This is a genomic window from Acinetobacter sp. YH12052, from assembly GCF_013419835.1.
GTDB classification, from domain to species: domain Bacteria; phylum Pseudomonadota; class Gammaproteobacteria; order Pseudomonadales; family Moraxellaceae; genus Acinetobacter; species Acinetobacter amyesii.
On sequence record NZ_VOZI01000004.1, the window covers coordinates 165,780 to 180,975 of the forward strand.

The following is a 15,196-nucleotide window of genomic DNA, read 5'->3' on the forward strand; positions in this document are numbered from 1 at the left end:
AAAAATTGGCGTCCCTACGGGGATTCGAACCCCGGTTACCGCCGTGAAAGGGCGATGTCCTAGGCCTCTAGACGATAGGGACGTTTAGAAGATGGCGGTATCTTATTGATCCGCCATCATAGTGTCAAGTAGGCGAGGGCCGAGTTTGTTCAAAATATAACAGAACAGTTCAGCGGTCTTCTGAGTATCATAAAGTGCAGAGTGTGCTTCTTTACCATCAAACTCAATACCAGCTTGAATACATGATTTTGCCAGCACAGTTTGTCCAAACATTACAGCGCTCAAAGTCACTGTATCGAATACGGAAAAACTATGGAAAGGATTTTGATTTTTTGTCCCTGTACGTGCAATAGCTGCCTGTACAAAACCTAAGTCAAAATGGGCATTATGACCAACTAAAACCGCATGTGTGCAGTTTTGTTGACGACGTACTTCATTCACTGACTTAAAAATACGTTTTAATGCTGATTTCTCATCTTCAGCCATGGCCATACGCATCGGATTGAATGGATCTACACCAATAAAATCCAGTGAACGACGGTCAAGGTTGGCACCTTCAAATGGATTGATATGTGCATGGTGGGCTTCACCCGGTACAAAATTACCTTCTGCATCATACACAATAGGAATCGCTGCAATTTCCAGTAAGGCATCGGTCTGTGAATTAAAACCTGCTGTTTCGACATCGACAACAACAGGTAGGAATCCACGGAAACGTTGACCAATGACTGGTCGAGTTTCATCTGTCACACTTTTCTCCATTGGATGGTCTTACCCGCATACAACGGAATAATTTTTTCGCCATCCAAGTAGTCTAAACTTTCAGGGATCACTTGATCTTCTTTTACCAAGGTAATGGTATTGGTATTTCGAGGGAGTCCGTAGAAGTCTGCACCAAAGTGGCTTGCAAAACCTTCTAAACGGTCGATTTTACCGACTTGATCAAATGCTTGAGCGTATAGCTCAATTGCTGTTGGTGCACTATAACATCCTGCACAGCCACATGCATTTTCTTTAGCATTTTTTGAGTGCGGCGCACTGTCTGTACCTAAGAAAAATTTAGGGTTCGCACTGGTCGCGACTTCGAGCAAAGTTTGCTGATGGGTTTGACGTTTTAAAATCGGTAAGCAATAGAAATGCGGTTTAATACCACCCACCAACATATCATTACGGTTAAACAATAAATGTTGCGGTGTGATTGTCGCAGCGACATTACGGTCTTGTTCTAATACAAAATGCGCAGCTTCACTAGTAGTGATGTGTTCTAGCACCAATTTTAATTTAGGGAACTGTTTTAACAGTGGAGAAAGTACTTCATCAAGGAAACGTTTTTCACGGTCAAAAATATCGACATGGTTGTGGGTCACTTCACCATGTAACAGTAATGGTACTTGGTGTTCTTCGAGCTGCTCAATCACACCATAGACTTTACTAATATCGCTGACACCACTGTCCGAGTTCGTGGTTGCACCCGCTGGATAGAGCTTGATGGCATTAACATGCTCAGATTCTTTAATTTTTTTAACTTCACTTGCAGGTGTGTTGTCAGTGAAATAGAGCACCATGCGCGGGTCAAAGTGAACGCCTTCAGGAACATGTGCCATGATACGTTCACGGTATGCATTTGCTTCTTCAACGGTTTTTACCGGTGGTACGGTATTTGGCATACAAATCGCGCGAGAGAATTGTTGTGCTAAATCAGGAACTGTACGCTTTAGGGCTAGACCGTCACGTAAATGTGCATGCCAATCATCTGGCTGAAGAAGAGTAATCGTATTCACAGCGATTCCAAGCTTGGAAATAAAACAAATGATAATGCAAATAATGTGAAAATGGTAACGAGATTTCTGTACAAATGACTGAACAGATATAAATTAAGAATAAAACTGTGGTATTTTTAAATGACTAAAAGAATTAGATAAATGCTTGGAAATGGAATACAAGTATAACCTTGCAAAGTTGCAATACGATAAAGAAAAAATAGAGGAACTGATTACACGGCAAACTCGTCGTGTAGGGGAAATGTTTCCTAAAAAACTGGAAACCCAATTTTGGACTTTAAACCTCGATCGTGCGCAAACCAACATACGTCATTTTTTCTGGATGGGGGTGTTGATCTACTTTGTGCTCACCATGCTGATCATTCCCGGAGATTACTGGATTATTGATCAGCAGCATTTTGTGCATGATTTTATTCATTGTTTGCTTGGACAGCTCAATGGTGCGCTGTGTCTTCTGACTTTATATGCCTTTGCTCGTTACGACCGTCTGAAGCCTTATTTTTCACATGCTAGTATGTTTGTAGTGTTTTGGGCAGTTATTTCAATGTCTTGGCTCACCATGACCGTGTATACCGAAGCACTTAAACATCAGGCCATGATGATCCTTTGTATGATTTACATCTTGAGCTACATTTTGACGGGGGTGAAACCGGTCCAAATGTTGATGTCTGGATTGTTGGCTGCTGTGGTTACCATGTTGATGCTTTTTTCATTAGAAGTGAAATTTGATGTGATGGTGTTGGGGCGTGTACTGATTGGAAGCTGTGTATTGGGTTTTGCAATCAGTAAGATGCTTTGTGCGCGTGAACGGATGATATTTTTGAATATGCTGCGCGCGGATATTAGTGAAAAAATCCATCGTATTCATACCACAGAGCTTTTACATTTAAGTCAGCATGATGAATTAACCAAGATTTCAAATCGACGTACTTTTGATGAAATGCTCGATACCTTTTATGAGCAATCTCGGCGTAATAACACCTCGCTTGCTGTGCTATTTATCGATGTCGATCATTTTAAAAACTATAACGATTTCTACGGTCATCAAAAAGGCGATGATGTAATTTCAACCATTGCCAAAACCATTAAAAATGCCATTCGACATATGGATTTTGTAGCGCGATATGGTGGTGAAGAATTTGTGGTTTTATTGCCTGAAACCGATGCGCATGGTGCTTATGCGGTAGCGTCAAATATTTATAAAGCAATTGATCGCTTAGAGATTCCACATGCAAAATCTTTGGTATCCAGCCATGTCACCATCAGTTTGGGGATAACCGTATATCGTGCGGAGATGCTGACCAAGGAAGAGTTATTGACGATCGCTGATCAGGCTTTATATCGTGCAAAACAACTCGGACGGAATCAAATTTACTATCAATCGATTCGTTCAGCGCATGTGGCTTAATGTTTAATTTGTCAGTGTAATTTTCTGAAATCGGCAATAAAAAAACCGCGCAAGCTGCGCGGTTTTTTATGACTCAACAAATTTTATTTGTTTTTGTCTTTGTCTTTTAATTGAGGCACTGCAGAACCTGTACCTACTGCAAGTAAGCCAGAGTTTGTGTAGATACCTAATTTAGCGCGAGTATCTGTGATATCCAGATTACGCATAGTCAATTGACCGATACGGTCAGCAGGACTAAACATAGAGTCACCTTTCTCCATAGTTAAACGCTCAGCTTCATAAGTGAGGTTAGGAGATTCAGTGTTTAGAATAGTGTAGTCATTACCACGACGAAGTTCTAAAGTCACAGTACCTGTGATTGCTTTAGCAACCCAACGCTGCGCAGTTTCACGAAGCATTAATGATTGAGAATCGAACCAACGACCTTGGTAAAGAAGACGACCTAAACGCAGACCGTTAATACGGTATTGTTCGATGGTGTCTTCGTTATGAATACCAGTCACAAGACGCTCATAAGCGATGTGAAGAAGCGCCATACCCGGAGCTTCGTAAATACCACGAGATTTTGCTTCGATAATACGGTTTTCGATTTGGTCTGACATACCTAGACCATGACGACCACCGATACGGTTGGCTTCAAGAATGAATTCAACAGGGTTTTCGATGCGTTTGCCGTTTAATGCTACAGGGAAGCCTTCTTCGAAAGTTACAGAAACTTCTTCAGCTTTAACTTCTACGTCATCTTTCCAGAAAGCAACGCCCATGATTGGGTCTACGATTTTGATACCCGCATTAAGGTATTCAAGATCTTTTGCTTCGTGAGTCGCACCTAACATGTTTGAGTCAGTTGAGTACGCTTTCTCTTTTGACATTTTGTAGTCAAAACCATTGTCGATCAGGAACTGTGACATTTCTGCACGGCCGCCTAGCTCGTCAATGAAAGTTTGGTCTAACCAAGGTTTGTAAATTTTTAGCGATGGGTTAGTCAATAGACCATAGCGGTAGAAACGTTCAATGTCGTTACCTTTATAAGTCGAACCGTCACCCCAGATGTTTACATCATCTTCTTTCATTGCGGTTACAAGCATCGTACCTGTAACTGCACGACCAAGAGGAGTCGTGTTGAAGTAAGGCATACCACCAGTTGAAATGTGGAAAGCACCACATTGAATAGCCGCAATACCTTCTAATGCAAGTTGTAAACGACAATCAACTAAGCGAGCTTTAACTGCGCCATACGCTTCCGCTTTTTTTGGAATCGCATCGTAGTCGTCTTCATCAGGTTGACCTAAGTTTGCTGTGTAAGCATAAGGTTCTGCACCTTTTTGTTTCATCCACAAAAGCGCAGCTGAAGTATCTAGACCACCAGAGAAGGCAATACCAACTTTTTTGCCAACTGGGACATTCTGCAAGATAGTTGCATTATCAGTCATTGTTAATCCTAACGATATAAATATAGGCACCGAGAATGGGTGGCCTGAAAGAATACATATATGTGCATGATTGTAGCACTTTTCTGCGGGGTTTTTCTAAAAAATCATGAGATACAAGCGATGAGGTGGAAAAAAATGATCGTTGAAATCTATTGGTGAATACTTCATCCAGTTTTTGCGGGCGGAAAATGCGTTTTCTGAAAGAAATAGGTTGCAAATATAAAGAAATCTATTTGATTTAAATTAATGGTCATACCATTATTGGGTTAATTTGGTTTTTATCCTTTTCGCTGAAATGAGACTGAAGTCAAACAAAGCTTGGTTATTAGACTAAAGTATATTTTATAGAATTTATTCATAAATAATAATTATAAAACAGATATTTAAAAAATTTTTGTTAAAAATTCAAACTGGAAAATAACGTTTTCGCATTGAGTATTGGTCATACCAAAAACAAGAAAAGCTTGAATGATTGAGTTGAAATATTTAAAAATTGCGGAGTATTTCAGCAATAGTATGAGTTTTTATGTCTTTAATTTCTATATTGGTCGTACCAATGAGAAAAGACCACATGCTGATATTGCTCAATAATTAAATCTTAGTAAGCATTTCAAGGAGATGACAATGCTTCAATGGCAGCAAATATATGACCCAATGGGGAATATATGGATATCAAGTTTAATTGCGCTCATTCCGATTATCTTTTTTTTCTTGGCGCTTGCTGTATTTCGTTTAAAAGGCAGTGTGGCAGGTACGATCACCGTTGTACTGGCACTTTTGGTGTCTTTATTTGCCTATGACATGCCTGCGCTTATGGCATTGGCTTCGATGGTCTACGGTTTCTTCTACGGTTTATGGCCGATAGCATGGATCATTATTGGTGCGGTGTTCCTGTATAAAATTTCTGTCAAAACAGGGCAGTTTGACATCATCCGTTCTTCGATTCTTTCCATTACTGAAGATCAACGTTTACAGATGCTGTTAGTCGGCTTTGCTTTCGGTACTTTCCTCGAAGGTGCGGCGGGCTTTGGTGCTCCTGTGGCGATTACTGCAGCACTATTGGTAGGTTTAGGCTTTAAACCCTTATATGCGGCAGGTCTTTGTCTGATCGTCAATACTGCGCCAGTGGCTTTTGGTGCGATGGGTATTCCAATTATCGTTGCTGGACAAGTGTCTAGTGTAGATACGATGGAAATCAGTCAGATGGTTGGTCGACAGTTGCCATTTATGGTGCCGATTGTACTGTTTTGGATTATGGCGATTATGGATGGCTGGCGCGGTGTGAAGGAAACTTGGCCTGCGGTTGTGGTTGGGGCGAGTAGCTTTGCGATTGCACAGTACCTAACCTCGAACTTTGTCGGTCCTGAATTACCCGATATTACTGCGGCGATTGCCTCTTTAGTGTCATTAACGATTTTATTTAAATATTGGCAGCCTAAACATATTTTCCGCTTTGCAGATCAAGATGCGACGATGAGTGAAGATGTGGCTGCACAAAAACAGCAAAAATATAGCTTGGGTCAAATTGCAAAAGCGTGGTCGCCATTTGCGATCTTAACGGTGATGGTCACGATCTGGAGTATTAAACCGTTTAAGGATTTATTTACCAAAGACGGTGCTTTACATGATTTGGTTATTTCGATCAAAGTGCCATTCTTACACCAATTGGTTCAAAAGATGCCGCCAGTCGTACCTGAAATGAAGGACTACGATGCCATCTATAAATTTGATTGGTTTTCGGCAACAGGTACGGCAATTGTCATTGCTGCGATCATTACCATTATTTTCTTAAAAATGAAGCCGAAAGACGCGATTGTGACCTTTGGTGAAACCATTAATGAATTAAAAATTCCAATTTATTCGATTGGGATGGTGTTGTCTTTTGCTTTTATCGCCAACTATTCAGGTATGTCTTCGACCTTGGCTTTGGCCCTTGCACATACAGGTCAAGCCTTTACCTTCTTCTCGCCATTTTTAGGATGGCTTGGTGTATTCCTCACGGGTTCAGATACGTCAGCCAATGCGCTATTTGCAGCATTGCAGGCGACTACTGCACAACAAATCGGTGTGCCAGAAGTATTACTCGTTGCTGCTAATACCAGTGGCGGTGTGACAGGGAAAATGATTTCACCACAGTCAATTGCAATTGCATGTGCAGCAGTTGGCTTGGTAGGTAAAGAGTCGGATTTATTCCGTTTTACCGTAAAACACAGTATAACGTTCACAATCATGATGGGGATTTTAATCACCCTACAAGCTTATGTGTTCCCTTGGATGATTCCATAACACGAATTGTGTAACAACGTTAAGGAAAGCAGATGAAAGTCTCTGATAAAACTGTTCAAAGTCTTCGTGTATTGATTGAAGAAAGCAATATGCAAGTTGGAGATCGCCTGCCTGCTGAACGGAAATTGTGTGAACAACTTGGCGTCTCACGCACTTCTTTACGCGAAGCGATTTCTCAATTGACCAGCATGGGCGTGTTGGTCAGTAAAGTCGGTGCGGGGACTTTTTTAAAGCAATTACCAGCGACTTGGTCGAGTTATCAAATTGTGCAGCCCATCAGCAGTTTGATTAGTGAAGACCCTGCCTACCGTTTTGATGTGCAAGAGGCGCGCATTATTTTGGAAGGTGGTACTGCATGGTATGCGGCACAACGTGCTACAGCAGAGGACTTGGTACATATCCGACATTATTATGATCAGATCAATCATTTTCAGGCTTTAGGCAATGACGATGAAGCAGCGCGTGCAGATGCCAAATTTCATTTGGCGATTGCTGAAGCTTCACACAATTTAGTGTTGATTCAGATGATGCGTGGTCTATTTGATTTGTTGCAGTTTAACGTCGCTTTGGGACGCCGAAAAGTCTATAGCGAAGCACACCGTTTTGATCAATTGCATGATCAGCACTTTCAAGTCATGAATGCAATTGAACGTCGTGATCCAGAAGCTGCACGTAAAGCAGTCTGTGGACACATTGAGTTTGTAGTACAACAGGTGCGCATGATTGATGAAGAAGAAGCTCGTCGTCAGCGTGCCAGTCGATTAAACAGGATATAAGCATGATTATTTCTTCTGCCAATGACTATCGTGAAGCGGCACGTCGTCGTTTACCGCCATTTTTATTTCATTATATCGATGGCGGGGCGTATGCCGAATATACCTTAAAGCGTAATGTAGAAGATTTATCAACAATAGCGTTGCGTCAACGTGTGCTAAATGACATGTCACAGCTGAGTCTAGAAACCCAACTGTTTAATGAAACTTTATCGATGCCTGTGGCTTTATCACCTGTGGGTTTAACAGGGATGTATGCACGCCGCGGCGAAGTTCAAGCAGCCGTTGCTGCAGATAAAAAGGGCATTCCATTTACGCTGTCTACCGTTTCAGTATGTCCTATTGAAGAGGTGGCGCCAGCGATTCAGCGTCCCATGTGGTTTCAGTTGTATGTGCTACGTGACCGTGGCTTTATGAAAAATGCCTTAGAACGTGCCAAAGCAGCAGGCTGTTCAACTCTGGTGTTTACCGTGGATATGCCTGTTCCGGGCGCACGTTACCGTGATGCACACTCGGGGATGAGCGGCCCAAATGCTGCCATGCGCCGTTATATGCAGTCGTGTTTCCACCCACACTGGGCGTGGAATGTGGGTTTATTAGGTCGTCCGCATGACTTAGGGAATATTTCTAAATACTTGGGCAAACCAACAGGTTTGGAAGATTATATCGGCTGGTTGGGCAATAACTTTGACCCATCAATTTCATGGAAAGACCTTGAGTGGATTCGTGAATTTTGGGATGGCCCGATGGTCATTAAAGGCATACTTGACCCTGAAGATGCCAAAGATGCAGTGCGTTTTGGTGCAGATGGCATTGTGGTGTCAAACCATGGTGGCCGTCAGCTCGATGGGGTTTTATCATCAGCGCGTGCATTACCGCCAATTGCAGATGCAGTAAAAGGCGATATTAAAATTCTTGCTGACTCAGGTATTCGAAATGGTTTAGATGTGGTGCGTATGCTGGCTTTGGGTGCAGATACCTGTATGCTCGGTCGCGCATTTGTTTATGCACTCGGTGCAGCAGGTGGTGAGGGTGTTTCCAATCTTCTAGAATTGATTGATAAAGAAATGCGTGTTGCGATGACCTTAACAGGTGCAAAAACCATTGCGGATATTACATCTGATTGTTTGGTGAAGTTAGAGAAAGAGTTGGCTGGGTGATTTTTTGAATAGATCTCTTGGGAAAGTTATTCGTCATCAAAAAAATTAACAATGAAAGTTCCCTCTCCTTGTAGGAGAGGGTTAGGGAGAGGTATTTATTGATTAATTCTCCTAACCCTCTTGTGTAGCATTGCTACTCATCCCAAAGGGAGAAGGGATATTCATTATAGATTTTAATAACAATGACTAAAAACTTTTGATATGTGCAAATAAACCTACGTTGTTTAAATTATTTAAATCAATATTTTTTCATTGCATAACAATGCAATTCCTCTTTAGCGAGGAGAGAAAATAATGAAAATGGAAAATTCTACGAGCATGCAAACTCAATCATTACAAACCATTCAAAACCTCATCAACATCGTCGGTAAGCAACACGTTTTAACTGAAGATAAAGACACACGTTTATACCGCCAAGGTCGCCGTTACGGTGCAGGAAAAGTATTGGCTGTGGTTACACCGGGCTCTTTGCTTGAGCAATGGCAAGTGCTGCAAGCGGCTGTGGATGCAAATTGTATTGTGATTATGCAAGCCGCCAATACAGGTCTGACAGGTGGTTCAACGCCGTTTGGTGATGACTATGACCGTCCTGTGGTGCTGATAAGTACACGTCGTTTGGTTGGCATCCAAGTGATTAATGAAGGCAAGCAAGTGATTTGTCTACCGGGTGCGACATTAGACAAACTTGAAAAAGATTTGCTGCCATTTAATCGTGAACCTCATTCGGTGATTGGTTCTTCGTGTATTGGGGCATCGGTTTTGGGCGGCGTATGCAATAACTCAGGGGGTGCTTTGGTACGCCGCGGTCCTGCCTATACAGAGCTTGCACTGTATGCACAAGTGAATGAGTCAGGTGAGTTAGAGTTGGTCAATCATCTAGGTGTCAATCTTGGCAATACGCCTGAAGAAATCCTCACAGCGCTGGAAAATAAAAATTATCAAATCAATGACATTGTGAATAATTCAAGTTGCTGTGCATCAGATCAACGCTATTCACATGACGTAAAGCAAGTCGATGAAAATACACCTGCACGTTTTAATGCAGATCCGAGTCGACTATTTGAAGCATCAGGTTCAGCGGGTAAAGTTTGTGTCTTTGCAGTACGTTTAGATACCTTTGAAAAAATTCCTAGTCAGGTGTTTTATGTGGGAACCAATTCGCAAGATGATTTAACAGAAATTCGTCGTTTTCTATTAAAAGATCTTGCACGCCTCCCGATTGCAGGTGAGTACATTCATCGCAAGGCATACGATATTGGGGCTGAATATGGCAAAGATTCTTTTGTATTTATTGAAAAATTTGGCACTGCAAAAGTTCCTGCTGCTTTTGCCATGAAAGATAAAGTCGATGGCTATTTAGAAAAACTGGGCTTGCGAGGTTTGACGGATAAAGTCTTGCAGCTGGTGACTAAATTTTTGCCGAATCATCTGCCAAAACGTATGAATGAATTTCGTGATTTATATGAGCATCATTTGATGATTCGTATTGAAAATCAGGATGTTGATCAAGTTGATGCGTATTTGAAAACGTATTTTTTAGATAAAACGTCAGGCAATTATTTTAAATGTACGGATGAAGAAGGTCGCAAGGCATTTTTACATCGTTTTGCTGTGGCAGGTGCTGCCATTCGATATCGTGATACGCATCGTTCAGAAGTGGAAGACATTGTTGCACTGGATATTGCATTACGTCGCAATGATCGAGAATGGGTGGAAACTTTACCGAAAGCCATGGATGAGCAAATTATCCATAAACTCTATTATGGACATTTTCTTTGTCATGTTTTTCATCAAGATTATATTGTGAAAAAAGGTGTAGACCCTTTGGCAATGGAACATGCAATGTGGCATTTACTCGATGATCGTGGCGCTGAATATCCTGCAGAACACAATGTTGGACATTTATATGTCGCGAAGCCTGCATTAAAAAATCATTATCAAAAGCTGGATCCGACTAATAGCTTTAATGTGGGGATTGGACAAACCAGCAAGCTGAAACATTGGAAATAATGCTTTAAAAACAACATGCCGTGATGTGAAACTTCACGGCTTTTTTTTATGGTTCGAGGATTTATATATTAGGAGGTATTGACTATAAATACGAAGAATATTTTCTAAATTGTCATCCCAAAATATAAAAAAACCGCTAAAGTGTTATGCAACAAGTTGCAAAGCCAAAATAAGGATTCAGCATGACAACGACTAGCTATGCAAATATTTTAAAGCCTTTACATTTGGGTTTTACCACGATTAAAAACCGTGTCGTGATGGGGTCCATGCATAGTGGGCTGGAAGATCGTTTTTATAATTATCCTAAGCTTGCGGCTTATTTTGGTGAGCGTGCGAAAGGTGGTGTCGGCCTGATTATTACAGGCGGTATTTCGCCAAACCGTCAAGGTTGGCTGTTACCTGCTGGCGGTACCATGAATACGTTAGGTGATATTGCTCCACATCGCTTGGTGACCCATGCAGTACATAAACATGGTGCCAAAATTTTAATGCAAATCTTGCATGCTGGGCGTTATGGCTATCAGCCTTTTGCAGTGTCAGCAAGTCCGATTAAATCTCCGATTTCACCTTTTAAACCACGTCAATTAACGGACAAACAAATTCTTTCAACCATTGATGATTATGTCAAAACGGCAAGCCTTGCACATAAGGCCGGCTATGATGGTGTTGAAATCATGGGTTCAGAAGGCTACTTGCTGAATCAGTTTTTAAGCCGTCATGTCAACCAACGGACAGACCGTTGGGGCGGTGAAATTGAAAATCGTATGCGCCTTGCGGTTGATATTGTGAAATCAATACGTGCTGAAGTGGGTGAGAAATTTATTATCTGCTTCCGTTTGTCATTGCTTGATTTGGTTCATGATGGGAACACCATGGCAGAAGTCATTACTGTTGCTAAAGCATTGGAAGCAGCAGGTGTGACGTTATTGAACACGGGGATTGGTTGGCATGAAGCACGTATTCCGACAATTGTGACCTCAGTGCCTCGCGCAGCGTTTGTGGACTATACCGCTGAAGTCAAAAAACATGTTGCGATCCCTGTCATTGCGTCCAACCGTATCAATATGCCAGATACAGCTGAAGAAATTTTAGCTTCAGGCAAGGCAGATATGGTGCAAATGGCGCGTCCATTCTTGGCAGATCCATTTTGGGTAAATAAAACGGCGACCAATCGTGTCGATGAAATTAATACCTGTATTGCCTGTAACCAAGCCTGTTTAGATCATACTTTTAAAAATCAGCGTGCGACGTGTTTGGTCAACCCACGAGCGGCATATGAAACTGAATTGGTTTATTTAAAGACCAAAAAACCGAAGCGCATTGCAGTCGTCGGTGGTGGCGTGGCAGGGATGTCTGCTGCAACGGTTGCAGCAAATCGAGGCCATGAGGTGACTTTGTTTGAAGCTGGTGCAGAGGTAGGTGGTCAATTTAATTTGGCGAAAGTCGTTCCCGGCAAAGAAGAATTTCACGAAACGATTCGCTACTTTAAAGTTCAAATCGAAAAAACGGGTGTCGATCTGCGTTTAAATACGCGTGTAAACCGTGAACAGCTTGAACGTGAAGGGTTTGAGGAAGTTGTTATTGCAACAGGTGTGGTTCCTCGCAGCTTAAAAATTGAAGGTAGTGATGCACCGAATGTCTTGTCTTATGCAGAAGTGCTGAAAGGCGCAGCTGTGGGCAATAAAGTTGCTGTGATTGGTGCAGGCGGCATTGGCTTTGATGTATCTGAATTTTTACTCAAACCACCACATCAGCCACAACCAATGCCTTTAGCGGATTGGCAGCGGGAGTGGGGTGTTGATCCAAATCCAAACTACATAACAGAAGGTGGTATGCAGGCTGCTGAGCTCGAACCTCCTGTTCGTGAAATCTACTTATTACAACGTAAAACAACTGCAATTGGTGCTGGGTTAGGTAAAACATCAGGCTGGGTACATCGTGCACAATTAAAGAAAAATGCGGTTCGTATGCTGCGTGGTGTTCAATACAAAGCCATTACTGATGAAGGTCTTTGGGTTGAATATGAAGGGCATGATCAATTATTACGTGTAGATACGATTGTCGTTTGTGCAGGTCAGGAATCGGTAAAGCATTTGATGCCAGAACAGGGTGAGAAAACCCTTGCCAATTACCATATTATTGGTGGTGCAAAACTAGCAGCAGAGTTAGATGCGAAACGCGCAATACGTGAAGGTGCGGAGCTCGCGGCTAAACTTTAAGGATTTGGCGAAACAATATTCATTTGAAAGGTTTAGTTGTAATTTTTACTTGTCAGATGAATAAAACCTCCGTATTATGGCGCACATGGAAGCGTGGCAGAGCGGTTTAATGCACCGGTCTTGAAAACCGACGAGGGCGCGAGTCCTCCGTGAGTTCGAATCTCACCGCTTCCGCCAAATTCAAAAAAGCCCCTGTAGTGATACAGGGGCTTTTTTTATCTTAGATTTAAATTGGAGATGGTAGTCATTACATACCAGTGTTTTTAATAATGTCAGAAATGAATTTCAGGCATAGCATTAAGTCAAGTATTGATGTCAGCGTATTTACAGGCTGAATTGAAAGTAAGAAAAAAGAATAATGGTTTATTGATATTATTGAATTTTATTTAATGGCTGAGTTATTCACAACACTCCCAATCAGTGGGCAGAGCTATGATCGCTTATTTTGAAAAAATATCAATTGTATTTTATTTGATCAAATGTTTAGAAGTGTCACGACCCCTTGGCAAGGGATAAAAAAGTGCTATATTTAAATCACAGTAGGTCATAAGCAAGACGCTACTAATAGGTTGGACGGATCAATGACAGCTCGTTGAGTTTAGTAATATTTAAGATGTTTTTGAATATTACAGACAAGAAATCAGCACTAGCCTTCCAACATAGAGCCCGCAGCAATGCGGGCTTTTTAATGTCTTTCAAAATGTGAAAATATAGTGTTTTTGTCAAACAATAATTAAATAGTCAATCTATGTTATTGATATATATTTACTAAAGTAAAATAAGTTTACATTGCCATGAAATCTAACATTTACAAAGCAGGTTGTTGCGTAAAGGTGTGATATAAACAATTCAATTATTAAAACAAGTAGAGACGTCACTATGACACAGATGATCGATATTAAAGTGAAGGACCAATTTAGTCAGGTTTATGAAGCACAAGCTTTGGTGCGTAATCCTTCAGAAGAAGATTCAAGAGCGCTGTTTCATCGCATTGAACATATCATTATTGCAGGTGAAATCATCCTACCCAGTATCGAATTACTTTTTGAAAGTCAAAAATCGGACAGTATTTACAAGCTTTTAGAAGCTTAAATTGAATGAATAAAAAACTCACCTTAATGGTGAGTTTTTTTTTAGAGATAGAACTTTAAGCTATTTGATCTGCTTTAAATTGATTCAAAATATAAGACAGTAACTGATAGCGTGTCATCGGGTTGCTAGAAGACAGTTCAACGTCTTGTTTACGCACTTGGATTTCTTGAGTTAAAACACCAGCTTGAAAACGTTGTACGATCATATGATCTTTTGATACATCATGGTCGGTCAGCACCAGTTTTGGTCCAAGGTGCAAATGTCCAATCGCATCTAGACATTGTTCTAGGCTGCTATATAGGTTGAAAAGGATGAGTGCCTGATCATTAGAATAATTGGCTAAGTTCATTTTTATTATCCGTGGTCAAAAATTATTGAGCAGGAATAGTGTATACGAATTGAGCAATATTAATCTGTATGGATTATTTTTCATTTAATGTCTGTCTAGGTAACTTTGGTTAAATCATTGAGACAGCTTGAGTCTTTATGCAAAATAAGTTGAAAGTCGCTTTAAATTAAAGAGGCTTGAATACAAGCGGGACATCATAGCGAGCAAATTCTTCAATGATAGTGTTTAAAACCATTTGAGCTTGAGGTTCCGCTGCTGTAAAGGTGAGTTCTTGGTTCGTTTGGCTGTTGAAGCATTCAACTTGTTCTATACGCCAAATTGTTTCAATGGCTGTATTTTGAATGACCACACGTCTAGGCTGTAATTCATCACTAATTTTTCGTGGCATGACATAGGTAATGGCCAATTGAACATTAGGCAATTCGTCTTGTGAGGTTAAGAAGGTAAATACCCAATTGCCAATTTTGCTGAGTTGCATAGGATTATCGAAAGAATCAAATTCTAAACAAAACTGTTGTGACATTGACATGCTCAAACGCTAGGAGGTCGGTTTTATTCTTGCGATTTTTTACTGTTGATTGACATTAGGGGAAGGTCGTATAAAACAGCAGTTAAAACCATAAAAGAAATAAGTAAATCAATAAAGTTAATATAATTCAATTTCTTATATTGATATGTTTGAAAA

Annotated in this window: 12 protein-coding genes and 2 tRNA genes; 8 read left to right on the forward strand and 6 right to left on the reverse strand. The window is 40.9% G+C overall.

Annotation, left to right across the window (positions count from 1 at the left end):
• Positions 1-6: 6 nt before the first annotated feature.
• The 3 genes from FTU06_RS04410 to pyrC form a co-directional block, all read right to left on the reverse strand.
• Positions 7-82, reverse strand: a tRNA-Glu gene (locus FTU06_RS04410).
• A gap of 20 nt (positions 83-102) precedes the next feature.
• Positions 103-762, reverse strand: coding sequence for a ribonuclease T (gene rnt, locus FTU06_RS04415; RefSeq protein WP_180041531.1), 660 nt, complete (start codon positions 760-762; stop codon positions 103-105).
• Positions 747-1,781: a dihydroorotase gene (gene pyrC / locus FTU06_RS04420; RefSeq protein WP_111885770.1), complete on the reverse strand. Its 1,035-nt coding sequence runs from the start codon at positions 1,779-1,781 to the stop codon at positions 747-749. The genes rnt and pyrC overlap by 16 nt, the downstream gene beginning before the upstream one ends.
• A 151-nt stretch (positions 1,782-1,932) precedes the next feature.
• Here pyrC and FTU06_RS04425 point away from each other — a divergent pair, with 151 nt between their 5' ends.
• The gene (locus FTU06_RS04425; protein WP_180145158.1) at positions 1,933-3,189 is read left to right on the forward strand and encodes a diguanylate cyclase; all 1,257 of its coding nucleotides are present in this window, start codon (positions 1,933-1,935) and stop codon (positions 3,187-3,189) included.
• A gap of 83 nt (positions 3,190-3,272) precedes the next feature.
• On the opposite strand, the gene argG is transcribed toward FTU06_RS04425, so the two are convergent.
• The gene (gene argG, locus FTU06_RS04430) at positions 3,273-4,622 is read right to left on the reverse strand and encodes an argininosuccinate synthase (RefSeq protein ID WP_180145160.1); all 1,350 of its coding nucleotides are present in this window, start codon (positions 4,620-4,622) and stop codon (positions 3,273-3,275) included.
• Between the two features lie 618 nt (positions 4,623-5,240).
• On the opposite strand from argG, the gene lldP reads away from it, so the two are divergent.
• The 7 genes from lldP to FTU06_RS04465 all read left to right on the forward strand — a co-directional run bounded on the left by lldP (position 5,241) and on the right by FTU06_RS04465 (position 14,162).
• Positions 5,241-6,908, forward strand: coding sequence for an L-lactate permease (gene lldP / locus FTU06_RS04435; protein ID WP_180145163.1), 1,668 nt, complete (start codon positions 5,241-5,243; stop codon positions 6,906-6,908).
• A 32-nt stretch (positions 6,909-6,940) separates the two neighbouring features.
• Positions 6,941-7,684, forward strand: a complete 744-nt coding sequence (gene lldR / locus FTU06_RS04440) for a transcriptional regulator LldR (RefSeq protein WP_180145167.1) — start codon at positions 6,941-6,943, stop codon at positions 7,682-7,684.
• A gap of 2 nt (positions 7,685-7,686) precedes the next feature.
• On the forward strand, positions 7,687-8,841 hold the full coding sequence (gene lldD / locus FTU06_RS04445) for an FMN-dependent L-lactate dehydrogenase LldD (RefSeq protein WP_180145169.1): 1,155 nt from the start codon (positions 7,687-7,689) through the stop codon (positions 8,839-8,841).
• A 318-nt stretch (positions 8,842-9,159) separates the two neighbouring features.
• Positions 9,160-10,851 (forward strand): D-lactate dehydrogenase, encoded by a 1,692-nt coding sequence (gene dld / locus FTU06_RS04450; RefSeq protein ID WP_180145211.1) that lies wholly within the window; start codon positions 9,160-9,162, stop codon positions 10,849-10,851.
• A gap of 182 nt (positions 10,852-11,033) precedes the next feature.
• Complete coding sequence (locus tag FTU06_RS04455) at positions 11,034-13,070, forward strand: NADPH-dependent 2,4-dienoyl-CoA reductase (protein ID WP_180145171.1); 2,037 nt, start codon at positions 11,034-11,036, stop codon at positions 13,068-13,070.
• An 87-nt stretch (positions 13,071-13,157) separates the two neighbouring features.
• A tRNA-Ser gene (locus FTU06_RS04460) sits at positions 13,158-13,247 on the forward strand.
• Positions 13,248-13,949: 702 nt separating this feature from the next.
• Entirely contained in the window at positions 13,950-14,162 is a 213-nt protein-coding gene (locus FTU06_RS04465; protein WP_078189132.1) for a hypothetical protein, read from the forward strand.
• Between the two features lie 55 nt (positions 14,163-14,217).
• On the opposite strand, the gene FTU06_RS04470 is transcribed toward FTU06_RS04465, so the two are convergent.
• Positions 14,218-14,511, reverse strand: coding sequence for a hypothetical protein (locus tag FTU06_RS04470; protein ID WP_180004201.1), 294 nt, complete (start codon positions 14,509-14,511; stop codon positions 14,218-14,220).
• 166 nt (positions 14,512-14,677) lie between these two features.
• Positions 14,678-15,034 (reverse strand): hypothetical protein, encoded by a 357-nt coding sequence (locus FTU06_RS04475; RefSeq protein WP_180004202.1) that lies wholly within the window; start codon positions 15,032-15,034, stop codon positions 14,678-14,680.
• Positions 15,035-15,196: the final 162 nt, after the last annotated feature.